At 69.7% G+C, this 17605-nt stretch carries 16 protein-coding genes; all 16 read right to left on the bottom strand.

Translation table 11 applies throughout. The features are described 5' to 3' along the window. Positions 1-3: 3 nt before the first annotated feature. Complete coding sequence (atpA, locus tag PZB75_RS22810) at positions 4-1575, bottom strand: F0F1 ATP synthase subunit alpha (protein WP_275537156.1); 1572 nt, start codon at positions 1573-1575, stop codon at positions 4-6. A 138-nt stretch (positions 1576-1713) separates the two neighbouring features. After that, positions 1714-2529 carry a F0F1 ATP synthase subunit delta gene (locus tag PZB75_RS22805; protein WP_275537155.1) on the bottom strand — a complete coding sequence of 272 codons (816 nt, stop codon included), beginning with the start codon at positions 2527-2529 and terminating at the stop codon, positions 1714-1716. Next, on the bottom strand, positions 2526-3071 hold the full coding sequence (locus tag PZB75_RS22800) for a F0F1 ATP synthase subunit B (RefSeq protein ID WP_275537154.1): 546 nt from the start codon (positions 3069-3071) through the stop codon (positions 2526-2528). Before PZB75_RS22800 ends, PZB75_RS22805 begins: the two co-directional genes overlap by 4 nt. A 39-nt stretch (positions 3072-3110) precedes the next feature. After that, the gene (gene atpE / locus PZB75_RS22795; RefSeq protein WP_275537153.1) at positions 3111-3347 is read right to left on the bottom strand and encodes an ATP synthase F0 subunit C; all 237 of its coding nucleotides are present in this window, start codon (positions 3345-3347) and stop codon (positions 3111-3113) included. A gap of 86 nt (positions 3348-3433) precedes the next feature. After that, positions 3434-4255, bottom strand: coding sequence for a F0F1 ATP synthase subunit A (gene atpB / locus PZB75_RS22790; protein WP_275537152.1), 822 nt, complete (start codon positions 4253-4255; stop codon positions 3434-3436). A 226-nt stretch (positions 4256-4481) separates the two neighbouring features. Next, a complete protein-coding gene (locus tag PZB75_RS22785) occupies positions 4482-4919 on the bottom strand; it encodes a hypothetical protein (protein ID WP_275537151.1) in 438 nt (145 codons plus the stop codon). 264 nt (positions 4920-5183) lie between these two features. Next, entirely contained in the window at positions 5184-6572 is a 1389-nt protein-coding gene (locus tag PZB75_RS22780; RefSeq protein WP_275537150.1) for an MraY family glycosyltransferase, read from the bottom strand. Positions 6573-6664: 92 nt separating this feature from the next. Beyond that, complete coding sequence (gene glyA / locus PZB75_RS22775; protein WP_275537149.1) at positions 6665-7984, bottom strand: serine hydroxymethyltransferase; 1320 nt, start codon at positions 7982-7984, stop codon at positions 6665-6667. A 113-nt stretch (positions 7985-8097) separates the two neighbouring features. Further along, a complete protein-coding gene (locus PZB75_RS22770; protein WP_275537148.1) occupies positions 8098-8739 on the bottom strand; it encodes a protein-tyrosine-phosphatase in 642 nt (213 codons plus the stop codon). Beyond that, positions 8736-9383 carry an L-threonylcarbamoyladenylate synthase gene (locus tag PZB75_RS22765; protein ID WP_275537147.1) on the bottom strand — a complete coding sequence of 216 codons (648 nt, stop codon included), beginning with the start codon at positions 9381-9383 and terminating at the stop codon, positions 8736-8738. The genes PZB75_RS22770 and PZB75_RS22765 overlap by 4 nt, the downstream gene beginning before the upstream one ends. Positions 9384-9438: 55 nt before the next feature. Next, a complete protein-coding gene (gene prmC, locus PZB75_RS22760) occupies positions 9439-10284 on the bottom strand; it encodes a peptide chain release factor N(5)-glutamine methyltransferase (protein WP_275537146.1) in 846 nt (281 codons plus the stop codon). 47 nt (positions 10285-10331) lie between these two features. Then, on the bottom strand, positions 10332-11408 hold the full coding sequence (gene prfA / locus PZB75_RS22755) for a peptide chain release factor 1 (RefSeq protein WP_275537145.1): 1077 nt from the start codon (positions 11406-11408) through the stop codon (positions 10332-10334). A 143-nt stretch (positions 11409-11551) separates the two neighbouring features. Continuing rightward, the gene (gene rpmE / locus PZB75_RS22750) at positions 11552-11776 is read right to left on the bottom strand and encodes a 50S ribosomal protein L31 (RefSeq protein ID WP_275537144.1); all 225 of its coding nucleotides are present in this window, start codon (positions 11774-11776) and stop codon (positions 11552-11554) included. 225 nt (positions 11777-12001) lie between these two features. Beyond that, entirely contained in the window at positions 12002-13102 is a 1101-nt protein-coding gene (locus PZB75_RS22745; protein ID WP_275537143.1) for an LCP family protein, read from the bottom strand. Positions 13103-13362: 260 nt separating this feature from the next. Next, positions 13363-15135 carry a trypsin-like serine protease gene (locus PZB75_RS22740; RefSeq protein ID WP_275537142.1) on the bottom strand — a complete coding sequence of 591 codons (1773 nt, stop codon included), beginning with the start codon at positions 15133-15135 and terminating at the stop codon, positions 13363-13365. A 251-nt stretch (positions 15136-15386) separates the two neighbouring features. Continuing rightward, complete coding sequence (gene rho, locus PZB75_RS22735) at positions 15387-17528, bottom strand: transcription termination factor Rho (RefSeq protein ID WP_275537141.1); 2142 nt, start codon at positions 17526-17528, stop codon at positions 15387-15389. Between the last annotated feature and the right edge of the window lie 77 nt (positions 17529-17605).

Below are 17605 nucleotides of genomic sequence, written 5' to 3'. Positions count from 1 at the left end.
CGATCAGCCCTCGCCCAGCAGCTTGCCGTCCGAGGTCTCGAACTGCTGCTTGAAGGCGGCGATCGCGTCGGCGATCGACTGCAGCGTGTCGTCGGACATCTTGGCGCCCTCGGCGATGCTGGTCAGGAGGTCCTTGCGCTCGCGGCGCAGGTACTCCAGCAGCTCCGTCTCGAAGCGGCGGATGTCCTCGACCGGGACGTCGTCCATCTTGCCGGTGGTGCCGGCCCAGACCGAGACGACCTGCTCCTCGACCGGGAACGGGGCGTACTGCGGCTGCTTCAGCAGCTCGACCATGCGCTTGCCGCGCTCCAGCGAGGCCTTGGAGGCCGCGTCCAGGTCGGAACCGAAGGCGGCGAACGCCTCCAGCTCGCGGTACTGGGCGAGGTCCACGCGCAGTCGGCCGGAGACCTGGCGCATGGCCTTGTGCTGGGCGGAGCCACCGACGCGGGAGACCGAGATACCGACGTTCAGAGCCGGACGCTGACCGGCGTTGAAGAGGTCGGACTCCAGGAAGCACTGGCCGTCGGTGATGGAGATGACGTTGGTCGGAATGAACGCCGACACGTCGTTCGCCTTGGTCTCGACGATCGGGAGACCCGTCATCGAACCCGCACCCATGGCGTCGGAGAGCTTGGCGCAACGCTCCAGCAGACGCGAGTGGAGGTAGAAGACGTCACCCGGGTAGGCCTCACGCCCCGGCGGGCGGCGCAGCAGAAGGGACACGGCGCGGTAGGCGTCGGCCTGCTTCGAGAGGTCGTCGAAGATGATCAGGACGTGCTTGCCCTGGTACATCCAGTGCTGACCGATGGCCGAACCGGTGTAGGGCGCCAGGTACTTGAAGCCCGCCGGGTCGGACGCCGGAGCGGCGACGATGGTCGTGTATTCGAGCGCGCCGGCCTCTTCCAGGGCACCGCGCACGGAGGCGATGGTGGAACCCTTCTGACCGATGGCGACGTAGATGCAGCGCACCTGCTTGTTCACGTCGCCCGAGCGCCAGTTGTCGCGCTGGTTGATGATCGTGTCGACGGCCAGAGCGGTCTTGCCGGTCTGACGGTCGCCGATGATCAGCTGACGCTGGCCGCGGCCGATCGGCACCATGGCGTCGACGGCCTTGTAGCCGGTCTGCATCGGCTCGTGCACCGACTTGCGGACCATGACGCCGGGGGCCTGCAGTTCGAGGGCGCGGCGGCTGTCGGTCGCGATGTCGCCGAGGCCGTCGATCGGGTTGCCGAGCGGGTCGACGACGCGGCCGAGGTATCCCTCGCCCACACCGACGGAGAGCACCTCGCCGGTGCGCTGCACCGACTGGCCCTCCTCGATCCCGCTGAACTCGCCGAGGACGATCGCACCGATCTCCCGCTCCTCAAGGTTGAGGGCGAGACCGAGGGTGCCGTCCTCGAACTTCAGCAGCTCGTTCGCCATGGCCGAGGGAAGGCCCTCGACCTTCGCGATGCCGTCACCGGCAACGCTGACCGTACCGACCTCCTCGCGCGAGGCCGCGTCCGGCTTGTACGACTGGACAAAGTTCTCCAGCGCATCCCGGATCTCCTCCGGCCGGATCGTGAGCTCCGCCATCTGGGTTCCCTGCTCTCCTTGTTGGGCCCGAAGTTTCTTAAGGGGGTCTGGGGGCCGACCCCCAGGAATCTTCTGCAATCTCTGCACGGCCCAACCGGGCCGCTGGTCTTGCTTCTTCTGTTGGTGCGCTGCCCGGTGTCAGCCGGCCATGCGTCGGGTCGCCTCGTCGAGGCGTTCCGCGACGGTGCCGTTGATGACCTCGTCGCCGACCCGCACCACGATCCCGCCGAGGACCTCGGGGTCCACTTCGAGGTTGAGGTGCATCTGCCGGCCGTAGATCTTCGCCAGGGCGACGCCCAGGCGCTGCTTCTGCCGGTCGCTGAGCGGCACCGCCGAGGTGACGACGGCCACCATGCGGTCCCGGCGCTCCGCGGCCAGCCGGGAGAGCGAATCGAGTCCCGCTTCCAGGCTACGTCCACGCGGCTGGGACACCAGGCGCACGACGACGCGCTCGGTGACGGGCGTGGCCTTGCCGCCGAGCAGGCTGCGCAGCAGCTCGCTCTTGGCTCCGGCCGTCGCCGTCCGGCTGGTGAGCGCGGAGCGCAGCTCCGTGTCGGAGGCGACGATCCGGCCGAACCGGAACAGCTCGTCCTCGACGTCGTCGAGGGCGCCGCCGCGCTGGGCGGCGGTGAGGTCCGCGGTGTTCGCCAGCTCCTCCACGGAGTCGACCAGGTCACGCGACTGCGACCAGCGGGACCGGACCATGCCGGAGACCAGGTCGACGGCTTCGCCGCCCACCTGCCCGCTCAGCAGCCGTCCGGCCAGCTCGGCCTTGGCCTCGCCGGACTGCGCCGGGTCGGTCAGGACCCGACGCAGCGAGACCTCACGGTCGAGCAGCGCGGTGACGGCGGCCAGCTCCTCGGCGAGCTTCCCCGCGTCGACCGAGGTGTTGTCGGTCAGCGCGTCGAGACGCTCACGTGCGGCAGCCAGTGCCTCGCGGCTCGCTCCGTTCATCGGACCGCCTCGGCCTTCGCCTCGAGCTCGTCGAGGAAGCGGTCGACGGTTCCGCTCTGCCGGGCGTGGTCCTCAAGGGACTCGCCGACGAGCTTGCCGGCCAGGTCGGTGGCGAGCTTGCCCACGTCCTGACGCAGCGCCGCGGCCGCGGCCTTGCGGTCGGCCTCGATCTGGGCGTGGCCCGCCGCGATGATCTCCTCGCGCTGCCGCTGGCCTTCCGCCTTCATCTCCTGGATGATCACGGCGCCCTGCTCCTGCGCCTCCTGGCGCAGACGAGCGGCTTCATGGCGAGCCTCGGCGAGCTGAGCCTTGTACTGCTCAAGCACGCTCTGGGCTTCGGTCTGAGCCGCGTCGGCCTTTTCGATACCGCCTTCGATGGCCTCGCGTCGCTCTTCCAGAACCTTGTTGATGTTCGGGAGGAGCTTCTTGGCGAGGAAGCCGAAGACGATGACGAAGGCGATCAGACCGATGACGAGCTCAGGAATCGGCGGAATGAGCGGGTTTTCCGCCTCTTCGGCCGCGAGCTGAACCAGGGGGTTCACATCAGTGCCTTTCGTCGGTATGGACTAGTCGCAGTCGTCTTAGTAGACGAACGGCATGACCAGACCGATGAGGGCGAGCGCCTCACAGAAGGCGAAGCCGAGGATCTGGTTGGAACGGATCAGGCCGGCGGCCTCGGGCTGACGGGCGAGGGCCTGGGTGCCGTTACCGAAGATGATGCCGACGCCGACGCCGGGGCCGATGGCGGCCAGACCGTAGCCAACAGAGCTGAGCGAGCCGGTGACGCCTTCGGCGGCGAGGTTCTGGAGAGCGGACATGCCGGTTCTTCCTTCTCTTTCACGGACCGGTGGGGGTTGGCCACCGGACGACTGGGGGTTCTTGAACGGGCGCGATCAGGAGGTGATCAGTGGTTCTCGGCGACAGCGCCCTGGATGTAGCTGCACGCCAGGAGCACGAAGACGTACGCCTGAACAGCCTGGATGAACAGCTCGAAGGCGGTCATCACGACGGCCATCACGAACGAGACACCGGCGTAGGCGATGCCGATGCCGTTCAGCAGGTACCAGCTGGCGATGGTGAAGAGCAGCAGCAGGGTGTGACCGGCGAACATGTTCGCGAAGAGTCGGACCGCGTGGGTGAACGGACGGACCAGGACGTTCGAGAAGAACTCGATGACCATGACCATCGGCAGGACCGCGCCGAGCGACTTGTCGTAGCCCGTCAGGTTCTTGAACCCGCCGACGAAGCCGTGCCGCTTGAAGGTGACGCTCATCCACACCAGGTAGACGATCGCCGCCAGGGCCGCCGGGTACGCGATGATCGCGGTCACCGGGAACTGGGCGAGCGGCACGATCGACCAGAGGTTCATGATCCAGACGAAGAAGAACAGCGTCACCATCAGCGGGACGTACTTCTCGCCCTCGCGCTTGCCGAGCGTCTCGTAGACGATGCCGCGGCGCACGAAGTCGTATCCGGCTTCAGCGACCATCTGGAGCTTGCCGGGGACGATCTTCGGCTTGCGGAAGGCGGCCCAGAAGAAGCCGACGATGACGACCGTGCCCAGCAGGGCCAGCAACATCGTCTTGTTGAAGTAGAAGTTGCTGTCCGCGTCACCGAAGATCGGCTCGAACAGGAAAGAGTGCAAGCCAGGACCCGGGAAACCACAACCGTCGAAGATGTGGCAATCGGTCTCGAAGGCGAGCACCTGTGTCGGGTCAGCACTCACCGCGGGCTCCTTCAGCGTGGCGCATAGGTACGGCAACCTCGATGTGTCGGCGCGGCGCGAGGCCGCGGTTCGGCACTGGACTGGTGTAACGGATGTGTGAGCGGCAGTCAGGCATTTGAGCCTCGCGATCGAGCAGGCGTCAGCTCACATGCCCGCGCCCGCAGTGCCGCAGTTGGAACCGGACGATAGCAGGGTCCCGGACCGGCACTTATCCCGCCCCTACCCTTCACGTCGGGGACCCCGCCTTTTCGGGCTTCTCGCCCTTGTCGGCCTCGGGTTCGACGTAGAGGATCTTGGCCTTCATGTGGGAACGAGCCTGTGCGCCGATCCACACGAGCGTCGTCGCGACCAGAGTGATCGCGAAGGCCTTCGGGTGGAACAGGGTGGTGTTCTTGAACACGGCGACAAAGACGAACAGCAGCAGAATCTGCGTCGTGTAGAGCAGAAGACCCATGGCCTGGAACAGGTGCGGCAGGGACCTCGCGGTCCGTTGCAGAACGATCAGACCGATCCCCATGAAGAGGACGACCACGAGCGTCGCGACGACCGCGCCGACCGCTCCCTTCCCGCCCACGAGCGCAGCGCTGACCGCGGCGGCGACAGCACCGACGGCAGCAGTGGGCACGGCGGTCTGAAGGAGAGTCCGGGCGTCGTTGGACGGCATGGCGGCAGCTCCGCTTTGCAGGGGATGGGCAGTGGTGTCGTCATGGACGAGCGTAGGGCCCGGTCCGAGTGTTCCCCCGGGCCGCCGGACTCTCTGAGTCGAGGTCCTTCGGCTCCGTCACCGGGCTTCGTGAACGGTATCACAAACTATTTGATGAGGTCTTTACTCAGAAAGTGTGCTGACTGTCACACATGAGAGCTAATTCGCGCGTGTGTGCAAGACAAGCCAATGGCTGTCTGGTATTGCCCGCCGGTGCCCGAATCGTCAGCGCGGCGTTCCGGCATTCCGCCGGTCGGAGAAGCGCGAACGGGCGCCGATGGCGGTCGCTCCGTTGACACCGGCGACACCCGCCGCGACCGGGGCCCGCTCGGCGGTCTTCCCGTCGTCCGGACCTCCCTGCCCCATCCGCCCCTCCAGGGGCCCCTGTTGGGCCTCCCGCGTGGCCTCGGACGGCGTCGCGGTCGGCGGGGTCTTCCTCCGCCGGTAGCGCGGCGGTACGACGGCCTGGGCCCAGCGCGGCGCGCGGGGGGTGAAGGCGGGCGTCAGCAGCAGTACGAGGCCCACGGCGCTCAGCACCACGATGGCGAGCACGATCCACATCGAGGCCGAGGGCACCGAGTAGCCGACCGTGCCGAACGCGATCAGCCCCGACCAGAAGTACATGATCAGCACGGACCTGCTGTGCGAGTGGCCGATCTCCAGCAGCCGGTGGTGCAGATGGCCGCGGTCGGCCGCGAACGGCGACTTGCCGTTCCAGGTCCGTCGCACGATGGCGAGCACCAGGTCGGCGGTGGGGATCGCGATGATCGTCAGCGGCAGCATCAGCGGGATGAAGACCGGCAGCATCGCGTGGGTCGCCTGCTGCTCACTGCCCGCGAAGAGCTTCATCGCGTCCGGGTCGACCTGCCCGGTGATGGAGATCGCGCCGGCCGCCAGGACCAGCCCGATCAGCATCGACCCGGAGTCGCCCATGAAGATCCGGGCGGGATGCATGTTGTGCGGCAGGAAGCCCAGGCACATGCCCATCACGATCGCCGCGAACAATGTCGCGGGGGCGGCGGCCTCGATCCCGTACCCGACCCAGAGCCGGTACCCGTAGAGGAAGAACGCCGCGGAGGCGATGCACACCATGCCCGCCGCCAGGCCGTCGAGGCCGTCCACGAAGTTGACCGCGTTGATCGTGACGACCACCAGCGCGACCGTGAGCAGGGTGCTCTGCCACTGGGTGAGGGCGACCGTGCCGACCCCCGGGATCGGCAGCCACAGAATGGTCAGGCCCTGGAGGACCATCACGGCGGCGGCGATCATCTGACCGCCGAGCTTGATCAGCGCGTCGATCTCGAACTTGTCGTCGAGCACCCCGATCAGCCAGATCAGGGCGGCGCCGGAGAGCAGTGCGCGCGGTTCGTTGGAGAGCGCGAACACGCCGTTGAGGTTGTGCAGGTGGTCCGCGACGATCAGCCCGGCGCACAGACCGCCGAACATCGCGATGCCGCCGAGCCTCGGGGTCGGCTCCTGGTGCACGTCACGCGCGCGGATCGCGGGCATCGCGCCCACCGTGATGGCGAACTTCCGCACCGGTCCGGTCAGCAGATAGGTCACTGCGGCCGTGACACAGAGCGTCAGCAAATAATCACGCACGGGCTGCCCCACTGGTTTCGCCGGCCATCTCAGCCCACACCCTAACTACGTCGGCCTCATGGTTGAGGACACGGAGGTACGGGTGATGGTTGCATGTGCCACGTCTACCCCGGATAGGGGGGATATTTCCCTGCCAGTTCTCCGACCCGCGCGGCGACGTCCCCGTCCGCCCCGCCGGCACCCGTGCCGCGTACCGCCGCGCCGAACAGAACGGCCAGCTCCGCCATGTCCGACTCGCCCAGGCCCTGTGTGGTGACCGCGGCCGTGCCGAGCCTGATCCCCCGCACGCCCGGCGCGGTGACGTCGGCCGCGCCGCCGCGCGGCAGCGCGCAGGTGTCCAGCACGATGCCCGCCGCGGCCAGCCGTTCGCGCGCCACCCGGCCGTCGACGCCCAGCGGGGCCGGGTCCGCGACGATCAGATGGGTGTCCGTGCCTCCCGTGGTGACCTCGAAGCCCTCCGCCTCCAGGCCGGCGGCCAGCACCCGGGCGTGCGCGACCACCTGGTGGGCGTAGCGCGCGAACGCCGGGGCAGCCGCCTCGCCGAACGCGACCGCCTTCGCGGCGATCGTGTGCATCTGCGCACCGCCCTGGGTGAACGGGAAGACCGCCCGGTCGATGCGCTGCGCCAGCTCGGCTCCGCACAGGATCATTCCGCCGCGCGGTCCGCGCAGCACCTTGTGCGTGGTCGCGCAGACCACGTCGGCGTACGGGACGGGGCTGGGCGCCGCTCCCCCGGCGATGAGCCCCATCGGGTGCGCCGCGTCGACGACGAGGTACGCGCCCACCTCGTCGGCGATCTCGCGGAACGTCTCGTAGTCGGGGTGGCGGGGGTACGAGATCGAGCCACTGACGATCGCCTTGGGCCGGTGCGCCCTGGCCAGGGCGCGCACCTGGTCGTAGTCGATGAGACCGCTCTCGGGGTCGACCCCGTACCCGACGAAGTCGAACCAGCGCCCGGAGAAGTTGGCGGGCGAGCCGTGCGTCAGGTGTCCGCCGTCCGGGAGGCCGGTCGCGAGGACCGTGTCACCGGGGCGCAGCAGCGCCGCGTACGCCGCGAGGACGGCCGAGGAGCCCGAGTGCGGCTGTACGTTGGCGTGTTCGGCCCCGAAGAGCGCGGTGGCCCGGCGGACGGCGATGCGTTCGGCGGCGTCCGCGTGCGCGCAGCCGCCGTGGTGGCGGGCTCCCGGGTAGCCCTCGGCGTACTTGTTGGCGAGGGGGGAGCCGAGGGCGGCCAGCACGGCGGGCGAGGTGAAGTTCTCGGCGGCGATCAGCTGGAGCGTGCCGGACTGCCGGCGGACCTCGGCGATCAGCACATCGGCGATCTCCGGGTCCTCCCTGAGGAGCGCGTCGAAGTCCTGCGGCAGGGTGGCGCGGTGGTCGGTGGGGGGTACGGGTGCGGGTGCGGCTGGAGTGGTGACCGGCATGTGACGGCTCCGGGCCTGGGAGGGGGTGGGGGTGCCGCCTCCAATGTAGGCCGGGACACGGCCCGCCGCCCGCTGCCGGAGGGGTCGGTTCCGCCCGGTGTGGCCCGCTTGGCTCAGTGCGGGGCCGTCACTCCCGTCAGTGCGGTCAGTACCGGGTCGAGGGCCTGGTTGATCTCGTCGCCGATGGAGCGGAAGAACGTGATCGGCGCGCCGTACGGGTCGTACACCTCGTCCGCCTCGGCGGTGGGCGCCAGCAGCCAGCCGCGCAGCGCGGCGGAGGCGCGGACCAGGGCGCGGGCGCGCTCGACGACACCCTCGTGGCGGGCGTCCGGCAGGGTGGCCGGATCTATCGCCCGGACCAGCCGGGTGAACTCCTTGAGGGTGAAGGTCCGCAGTCCCGCGGAGTGCCCCATGGAGATGACCTGGGCGCGGTGGTCGCGGGTCGCGGTCAGCACCAGATCGGCGCGGATCACGTGCTCGTCGAGGAGTTCGCGGCCGACGAAGCCGGTCGCGTCGGCGCCGAAGTCCGCGAGGACGACCTCGGCGTTCGCCTCCATGGGGGCGCCTTCGTGGCCCCAGGTGCCCGCGCTCTCCACGATCAGCCCGCCGCTGAGGGGATCGCCGAGGCGGTCCGTCAGGGCGTGCCGGGTCAGCCGCTCGGTGATCGGTGAGCGGCAGACATTGCCGGTGCTGACGTGGAGGATGCGGAAAGTGTCGTGCTGCCCCGCTATGCCACGCCCCTCAGGGGCGGTCAATTGGCCACCTCAAGGTCGGGTACGACCTCACGGAGCTCTTCGACGGAGAGCGCGCCGGCCCGGAGCAGTACGGGCACCTTGCCGGTGACGTCGACGATCGAGGACGGGACGATGCCGGGGGTCGGGCCGCCGTCGAGGTAGACGGAGACGGAGTCGCCGAGCATGTCCTGGGCCGCGTCGCAGTCCTCCGGCGCGGGGTGTCCGGTCAGGTTGGCGCTGGAGACGGCCATCGGGCCGACCTCGGTGAGCAGTTCGATCGCGACGGGGTGCAGCGGCATCCGGATGGCGACGGTGCCACGGGTGTCCCCGAGGTCCCACTGGAGGGACGGCTGGTGCTTGGCGACGAGGGTGAGCGCGCCGGGCCAGAACGCGTCGACCAGTTCCCAGGCCTGCTCGGAGAAGTCGGTGACCAGGCCGTGCAGGGTGTTCGGGGAGCCGATCAGCACGGGGGTCGGCATGTTCCGGCCGCGGCCCTTGGCGTGGAGGAGGTCGACGACGGCCTCCGAGGTGAAGGCGTCCGCACCGATCCCGTACACGGTGTCGGTGGGCAGCACGACCAGTTCGCCGCGGCGGACGGCGGACGCGGCCTCGCGCAGGCCCGTCGTGCGGTCGGTCGCGTCGTTGCAGTCGTATCGCCGTGCCATCAGCCGGCCTCCTCAAGCATGTACGGATGGGGCGGGTACGGGTCCGGCGCGCCGGTCACGGCATGGCCTTGCGGGCGGTCGCGAAACGGGGCCGGTTGTTCAGGTCGGGGTGGTCGGCCGCGTCGGCCCAGCCCCGCTCCTCGGTGAAGATCCACGGCACCTGCCCGCCCTGGGTGTCGGCGTGCTCGATGACGACGAGGCCGCCGGGTCGCAGCAGCCGGTGCGCGGTGCGTTCGATGCCCCGGATGGTGTCCAGGCCGTCCTCGCCCGAGAAGAGTGCCATCTCGGGGTCGTGGTCGCGTGCCTCGGGTGCCACGTACTCCCACTCGGTGAGCGGGATGTAGGGCGGGTTGGAGATGACCAGGTCGACCTGGCCGTCCAGCTCGGGCAGGGCCGTCAGGGCGTCGCCCTTGTGCACGGCCACCCTGGACCCCTCGGCGTTCTTCCTGGTCCAGCGCAGCGCGTCGTCGGACAGCTCCACGGCGTGCACGCGCGAGCGCGGCACCTCCTGGGCGACGGCGAGGGCGATCGCGCCCGAACCGGCGCAGAGGTCCACGACGACCGGTTCGACGACGTCCATCGCCCGGACGGCGTCTATGGCCCAGCCGACGACCGATTCGGTCTCCGGGCGGGGCACGAAGACCCCGGGGCCCACCTGGAGCTCCAGATAACGGAAGAAGGCGCGTCCGGTGATGTGCTGGAGCGGTTCACGGGCCTCGCGGCGGGCGATGGTCTCCCAGTAGCGGGCGTCGAACTCCGAGTCCGCGACATTGTGCAGCTCGCCCCGCTTGACGCCGTGGACGAACGCGGCGAGTTCCTCCGCGTCGAATCGCGGTGAAGGGACACCGGCGTCGGCCAGCCGCTGGGTGGCCTGGGCCACCTCGGCGAGCAGCAGGTTCATCGCGGTTCTCCGTACGGGTTCACGAGCGGTGGGACTACGGGCGTGGCTCAGGCGGCGGCCAGTTTGGCGGCCGAGTCGGCGTCGACGCACGCCTGGATGACCGCGTCCAGCTCGCCGTCGAGCACCTGGTCCAGGTTGTACGCCTTGAAGCCGACACGGTGGTCGGAGATGCGGTTCTCCGGGAAGTTGTACGTGCGGATCTTCTCGGAGCGGTCGACGGTCCGCACCTGGCTGCGCCGGGCGTCCGCGGCCTTGGACTCGGCCTCCTCCTGGGCGGCGGCGAGCAGCCGGGAGCGGAGGATGCGCATGGCCTGCTCCTTGTTCTGGAGCTGGCTCTTCTCGTTCTGGCAGGAGGCGACGACACCGGTCGGCAGGTGGGTGATGCGGACGGCCGAGTCGGTGGTGTTGACGGACTGGCCGCCGGGGCCCGAGGAGCGGTAGACGTCGATGCGGAGGTCGTTGGTGTGGATCTCGACGTCGACCTCCTCGGCCTCGGGGGTGACCAGCACACCGGCGGCCGAGGTGTGGATGCGGCCCTGGGACTCGGTGGACGGCACCCGCTGCACGCGGTGCACGCCGCCCTCGTACTTCATCCGGGCCCATACGCCCTGGCCGGGCTCGGTGGCGCCGTTGCCGCCCTTGGTCTTGACGGCGACCTGGACGTCCTTGTAGCCGCCCAGCTCGGACTCGGTCGAGTCGATGATCTCGGTCTTCCAGCCGACGCGCTCGGCGTACCGCAGATACATGCGCAGCAGATCGCCCGCGAACAGGGCGGACTCGTCGCCGCCCGCGCCGGCCTTGATCTCCAGGAGCACGTCCTTGTCGTCGCTCGGGTCGCGCGGGACGAGGAGGAGGCGAAGCTTTTCGGTCAGCTGTTCGCGCTGCTTCTCCAGGTCCTTCACCTCGGCGGCGAAGTCCGGGTCGTCGGCGGCGAACTCGCGTGCGGTCTCGATGTCCTCACCGGTCTGCTTCCAGGAGCGGTACGTGCCGACGATCGGGGTCAGCTCCGCGTAACGCTTGTTGAGCTTGCGGGCGTTCGCCTGGTCGGCGTGGACCGCGGGGTCGGCGAGCTTCTTCTCAAGATCGGCGTGTTCACCGATCAGTTCCTCGACCGCCTCGAACATCAGGGGCTCCTGGTTTCTACGTCAACGGGCCTGCTGGAGGGCGCTGCACCGGCCGGGGTGGGTGCGTCCGGAGGCCCGGCCGGAAAAAACGCCGGTCCCGACGCCCCCGGGAGAGGGCGCCGAGAACCGGCGCGGTCGGCTCGCTACTTCTTGGCGGAGCCGGCAGCCTTGCCGAAGCGGGCCTCGAAGCGGGCCACACGGCCACCGGTGTCGAGGATCTTCTGCTTGCCCGTGTAGAACGGGTGGCACTCGGAGCAGACGTCGGCACGGACGTTGCCGCTGCCGATGGTGCTGCGGGTGGTGAACGACGCACCGCAGGTGCAGCTGACCTGCGTCTCGACGTACTCGGGGTGGATCTCGCGCTTCAAGGTGTCTCCTAGTTTCGGGAGGGCGCCGGGTCGTCCGCGCGGATTGCGCGTCCGTGAACCGGGGCCGACGTACCAGTCTGCCAGGACCGGCCGTATCTCCCAAAACCGGGGTGGGCCGCCGACTATTCCCGACCGCTCCCGGCCGACAGGCGCGGCCGACGGTGTGCGGCGCGGTACGCGGTGTGCGTCGGTACGGGTGCGGTACGGGGCCGGGGCCCGCGCCCGCTATCCGACGACCCGCCCCGCCTCGCCCTTGTCGCCCGCCGACTCCTCGGTGGCGGAGGCGGGGACCGGCCGGTCCTGCCGCAGCGCCGTCCAGACCTGCTCGGCCGCCGCGTCGATGGGCACCACGCGGTTCGGGTCGGCCGGGTCGTAACGCACGGGCAGCGTGATCATGTGCGTCTTCTTCGGGCCGATGCCCTTGAGTCCGTCCGCGAAGTCCTTGAGGTTCTTGACCGAGGCGAGACGCGAGTCGGTGGTGACGGCCTTGGTGGCGGCGTCGGCGAGGCCGAACAGCTTCGTGGGGTGGGAGAGCGCACCGACGCTCTTCGCCTGCTCCATCAGCGCCTTGATGAACGCCTGCTGGAGCTGGATGCGGCCCAGGTCACTGCCGTCGCCGACGCTCTTGCGGGTACGGACGAGACCGAGCGACTGCTCGCCGTCGAGGGTGTGCGTGCCCGGCGCCAGCTTCAGATGGCTCTTGGGGTCGTCGATCGCCGTTCTCGTCGTGATCCGGACGCCGCCGAGCTCGTCGATGAGCCGTTTGAAGCCGGTGAAGTCGACCTCGACGTAGTGGTCCATGCGGATGCCGGACATCGCCTCGACGGTCTTCACCGCACAGGCCGGGCCGCCGACCTCGTACGCCGTGTTGAACATCGCGTGGCGCTGCGGCGCGACCGGGTTCCCGGACTCGTCGTCCGTGCAGGAGGGCCGGTCGACGAGGGTGTCGCGCGGTATGGACACGACAGCGGCCGAGGTGTGGCCCTCGTACACGTGCACGACCATCGCGGTGTCGGAGCGGGCACCGCCCTCGTCGACGCCGTACCGGGCGTTCGCGCCCGAGCGGGAGTCCGAGCCGAGCACGAGGATGTCCTCGGAGCCGTTGTCGGCGTTCGCGGGGCGGTCCTTGCCCAGCGCCGAGTCGATGTCGACGGCCTTGAGGTTGCCGTTCAGCGTGAAGTAGACGTATCCGAGCCCGGTGCCGCCCGCCAGCACCACACCCGCCGCCACCCAGGCCGCCACGGTCTTCGCCCGGCGGCGGGAGGGCTTCCTCCGGCGTCGGCCGGTGCCGCGTATCCGGCCGCCGCCCTTGCTCTGCTCGGTCATGGTCTTCCTCGATCCCCGGCTGCTCCCAGCTCCCCTTGCCGTCGCATCCAGACTTGGTCCGTCGTGGTCCGCCGCCCTCGGATCGGACGCCGCAGCACCGGCCAGGGTCGCACAACGCGCTGTGGCCCCCGTCCGGGGACGGGGGCCACAGTGTGCCGGGCGACCGGCCAGAGGACCGGTCCCACCTGCGGTTCTCTGTCCGGCATCACCAGCCGCCGGTCATGTTCTCCGCCACCGCTCGTGTGGCGAAGGTCTCGGGATCAGCCGAAGAGGTTGAACCCGTTCCATCCGACGCCGGCCTTGAGGCGGGCGCTGAACGGCGCGGTCGCCGAGCCGCGGCTCGGGTAGATCCACAGTTCGCCCGCGCTGTCCCGGACGAGGAGGTCGGCGATGCCGTCACCCGTCATGTCGCCCGTCGCCACGTAGGCCGTGAAGTTCCAGCCCTTGCCGACCTGGACCCGCGGCGCGAACGGCGACTCGGGGTTGTCCCGGCCCGTGTACAGCCACAGGGCGCCCGCGCTGTCCCGGGTCAGCAGGTCCGGCTTGCCGTCGCCGCTGTAGTCACCCTTGCCGAGGACCGTCACGGCTCCCCAGCCACCGCCACCGCCGACGCGCGCGCCGAGCGTGCCGTCACCGCGGCCGGGGTACGTCCAGATCTTGCCGTCCTTGTCGATGCCGACCAGGTCCTCGATGCCGTCGTTCGTGACGTCGCCGGGGAAGAGGATGTTCTTCCAGGTGTTCCAGCCCTTGCCGATCTGCGTCTCGACGTACGAACTCTGTCCGTCGAAGTGGAGCCAGTAGAGGTTCCCGTTGGGGATGCGGTAGACGTAGTCCTGGTAGAAGTCCCGGTCCAGGTCCGCCTGACGGACCAGATCGGCGCCGCCCCAGTCGCCGAGCGAGGCGGCTCCGGTGACGGAACTTCCCGTCGAGTAGTACTCGAAGGCCTCGCCGTTCGCCTTGCGGGCGAACACGTCAGCCTTGTCGTCGAAGTTGAGGTTGGTGTCGTTGATCCGCGGGTTGATCTTGCTGAAGAGGGTGCTCGTCTTGGCGTAGACGCCGTACGCGCCCGCCTCGACGCAGTCCTCCACACCCCACGAGACGACGCCGGCGAGCCGGCCGTTGATCACGAGCGGTCCGCCCGAGTCGCCGTTGCACGGCGAGACCGTACCGGTGTCGCTGCCACTGGCCGGGGTGCCTGCGCAGATCATCTGCCCGGCCACGAAGTCGGCCGGGTAGTAGGCGGCACAGGTTCCGTCGGACTGCAGCGGCACGGTGGCCTTGCGCAGCGTCTCGGAGATGTCGTCGCTGGTGGAGGAGGTCCGCCCCCAGCCGTAGACGGTCGCGGGCGCACCCGTCCTGTACAGAGCGGTGTCGGTGCCCGACGCCATCTGGAGCGTCTTGTACGGCAGGGAGGCGTCCAGCGTCAGTACCGCGACATCACCGGTCAGGGTGACGTCGTTGAACTCGGGGTTGACCCACTGGCGCCAGACGGCCACGGCCTTGCCGCCGTGGTACGGGTCGTTCGCCTCGGGCAGCAGGGCGGTGCCGCCGAGGACGGTCCCGTGCTTGTTCCAGTCGAGACCGGCGACGCAGTGCGCGGCCGTCAGGACCTTCGCCGGGGAGAGCAGCGTGCCCCCGCAGAAGTAGCCCTCGTCGTCGGCGGTGTTCGCGGTGCCCTTGTCGTCGTAGTAGTGCAGCTGCACCATCCACGGCGCCTCGCTGATCGACGCGGCCGTACCGCCGATGATCTTCGGGTCCACACCGCGCTTCGTGTTGCCCTTACGCCCCTTGGCGTCGGCCCCCGCGCGGGTGTCCGGCGAGCCGGACCGCCGCAGCAGCGCACCGGAACCCTCGACCCGTTCGCGCAGTTCGGCCGGTGAGGCCGAGGTCCGCTTCTGGACGACCGGCTTGCCCGGGAGCGGAGCCGGCTCCGCCGCCTGGGCGGGGACGGCGGAGAGCGCCGCCGCCCCGAGCGCGAGAGCGGCGACGACCGCCGGGAGAGTTCTGAGACCTCTCCGTCTGCCTGATATCACTGGGACTCCCTTCGATGGACACGGCGCAACGCCGTTGCGGCGCCGAGTGGTTGCACTCGAAGGAGAGAGAAGGCACCACTGGATGGTCAACACAGTGGGCGCACAGAAAACGCGTTCCCCCCCACATACAACTCGTTGATCATATAACGCAGCACCGCCCCCGTCACTGGAAATGACGGGGGCGGTGCGGTGTCGCTCGGGGCGCTCCATCAGCCGTATGTCATAGCGGGCACACGGGTGCTGACAGGACGTCAGTCGTTGCCGTTGCCCGGCGCCGGCGTCGTCTTCTGGATCTGGAGCAGGAACTCCGCGTTCGACTTGGTCTTCTTCATCCGGTCGAGCAGCAGCTCGATCGCCTGCTGCTGGTCGAGCGCGTGCAGCACCCGGCGCAGCTTCCAGACGATCGCCAGCTCGTCGCTGCCGAGCAGGATCTCTTCCTTACGGGTGCTGGACGCGTCGACGTCCACCGCCGGGAAGATGCGCTTGTCCGAGAGCTTCCGGTCGAGCTTGAGCTCCATGTTGCCGGTGCCCTTGAACTCCTCGAAGATCACCTCGTCCATGCGCGAGCCGGTCTCGACGAGCGCGGTGGCCAGGATGGTGAGCGAGCCGCCGTCCTCGATGTTGCGCGCGGCGCCGAAGAAGCGCTTCGGCGGGTACAGCGCGGTCGAGTCGACACCACCGGACAGGATGCGTCCGGAGGCGGGGGCCGCGAGGTTGTACGCACGGCCCAGACGGGTGATCGAGTCGAGCAGCACGACCACGTCGTGGCCCAGCTCGACGAGGCGCTTCGCGCGCTCGATGGCCAGCTCGGCGACGGTGGTGTGGTCCTCGGCGGGGCGGTCGAAGGTCGAGGAGATGACCTCGCCCTTCACCGACCGCTGCATGTCGGTGACCTCTTCCGGACGCTCGTCGACCAGGACGACCATCAGGTGGCACTCGGGGCTGTTGACGGTGATCGCGTTGGCGATCGCCTGGAGGATCATGGTCTTGCCGGTCTTCGGCGGGGCCACGATCAGTCCGCGCTGGCCCTTGCCGATCGGCGCGACGAGGTCGACGATCCGTGTCGTCAGCACGCCCGGGTCGGTCTCCAGGCGGAGCCGGTCCTGCGGGTAGAGCGGGGTCAGCTTCTGGAACTCCGGCCGGCCGCGGCCGGTCTCGGGTGCCATGCCGTTGACCGAGTCGAGGCGGACCAGCGCGTTGAACTTCTCGCGGCGCTCGCCGTCCTTGGGCTGGCGCACTGCGCCGGTGACGTGGTCACCCTTGCGCAGGCCGTTCTTACGGACCTGGGCGAGCGAGACGTACACGTCGTTCGGGCCCGGCAGGTAGCCGGAGGTCCGGATGAACGCGTAGTTGTCGAGGATGTCCAGGATGCCCGCGACGGGAATCAGGACGTCGTCGTCGGCGACCTGGACATCGGGGTTCGCGAAGTCCTCGCGGCCCCGGCGGCCCCGGCGGTCGCGGTAGCGTCCGCGACGGCCGCGACGGCCGCCCGCCTCGTCGTCGAACCCGTCGTCCTGCGGTCCGTTGTCCCGGTTGTCCCGGCCGTCCCTGCCGGACTGGCTCTGACCGCCCTGGCCCTGACCGCTCTGTCCCTGACCCTGGCCGCTCTGGCGCTGCTGGCGCTGTCCGCCGCCGCCCTGCTGACCCTGGCCGCCGCCCTGCTCGTCGCTCTTGCCGCGGCGGTCGCGCTGCCGGTCACGGCGATCGCCACGCTCACCGCGGTCACGGTCACCGCGCTGGCCGCGCTCCTGGCGGTCGCCACGACGGCCTTCCGCGGTGTCGGCGCCGGACTCCGCCTTGGTGTCGGTTCTCGCCTCGGACCGGTCCTCGCGGGTCTCGGCCTTCGCCTCGGACCGGTCCTCGCGGGTCTCGGCCTTCGCCTCGGGCCGCTCCTCGCGGGCCTCGGTCCTCGCCTCGGCCTGAGGCTTCTCCTCCGCCTTCGTCTCGGGGCTGCCCGCCTGCGCGGTCGCCCTGCGCCGACGACGCTCGCCCGTGGGCTGGTCGTCGCTGGCGGGCTGGCCGGGAATGTCGATCTGCTGCTGCGCCGCGGTCTGCTCGGCGGCGGCGGTCTCGTCCCCGGTGCGCGCCTTGGAGGTGGCACGGCGCTTCGGCTTGCTCTCGGCGTCCGTGGCAGCGGCGGCCTTCGGCGCGGCGGAGCCACCGGCCTGGGCCGCCCTGATGACCTCGATCAGCTGGCTCTTGCGCATGCGCGCGGTGCCCCTGATGCCGAGGCCGGACGCGACCTGCTGCAGCTCGGCCAGGACCATGCCCTCGAGGCCGGTGCCGGAACGGCGGCGCCGTGCGGTGGTGCCAGTGGCAGCACCTTCGGCGGGCGCGGCGCTGTCGACATTTTTGTCGGCAGTCACGCCCATCAGATCGGTGGTGTCGCTCACGAAGGGTCCTTCCCTGGAGCGGACGTCGGCCTTCTGGCTCGGCGACCGGTTGTGCTGTCCGACTGCGGTCTGTGCTC

Source organism: Streptomyces sp. AM 4-1-1 (genome assembly GCF_029167625.1).
Lineage (GTDB): Bacteria > Actinomycetota > Actinomycetes > Streptomycetales > Streptomycetaceae > Streptomyces.
The sequence above is the reverse complement of the archived record's forward strand: the minus strand, read 5'-3'. Positions and strand labels throughout refer to the sequence as shown.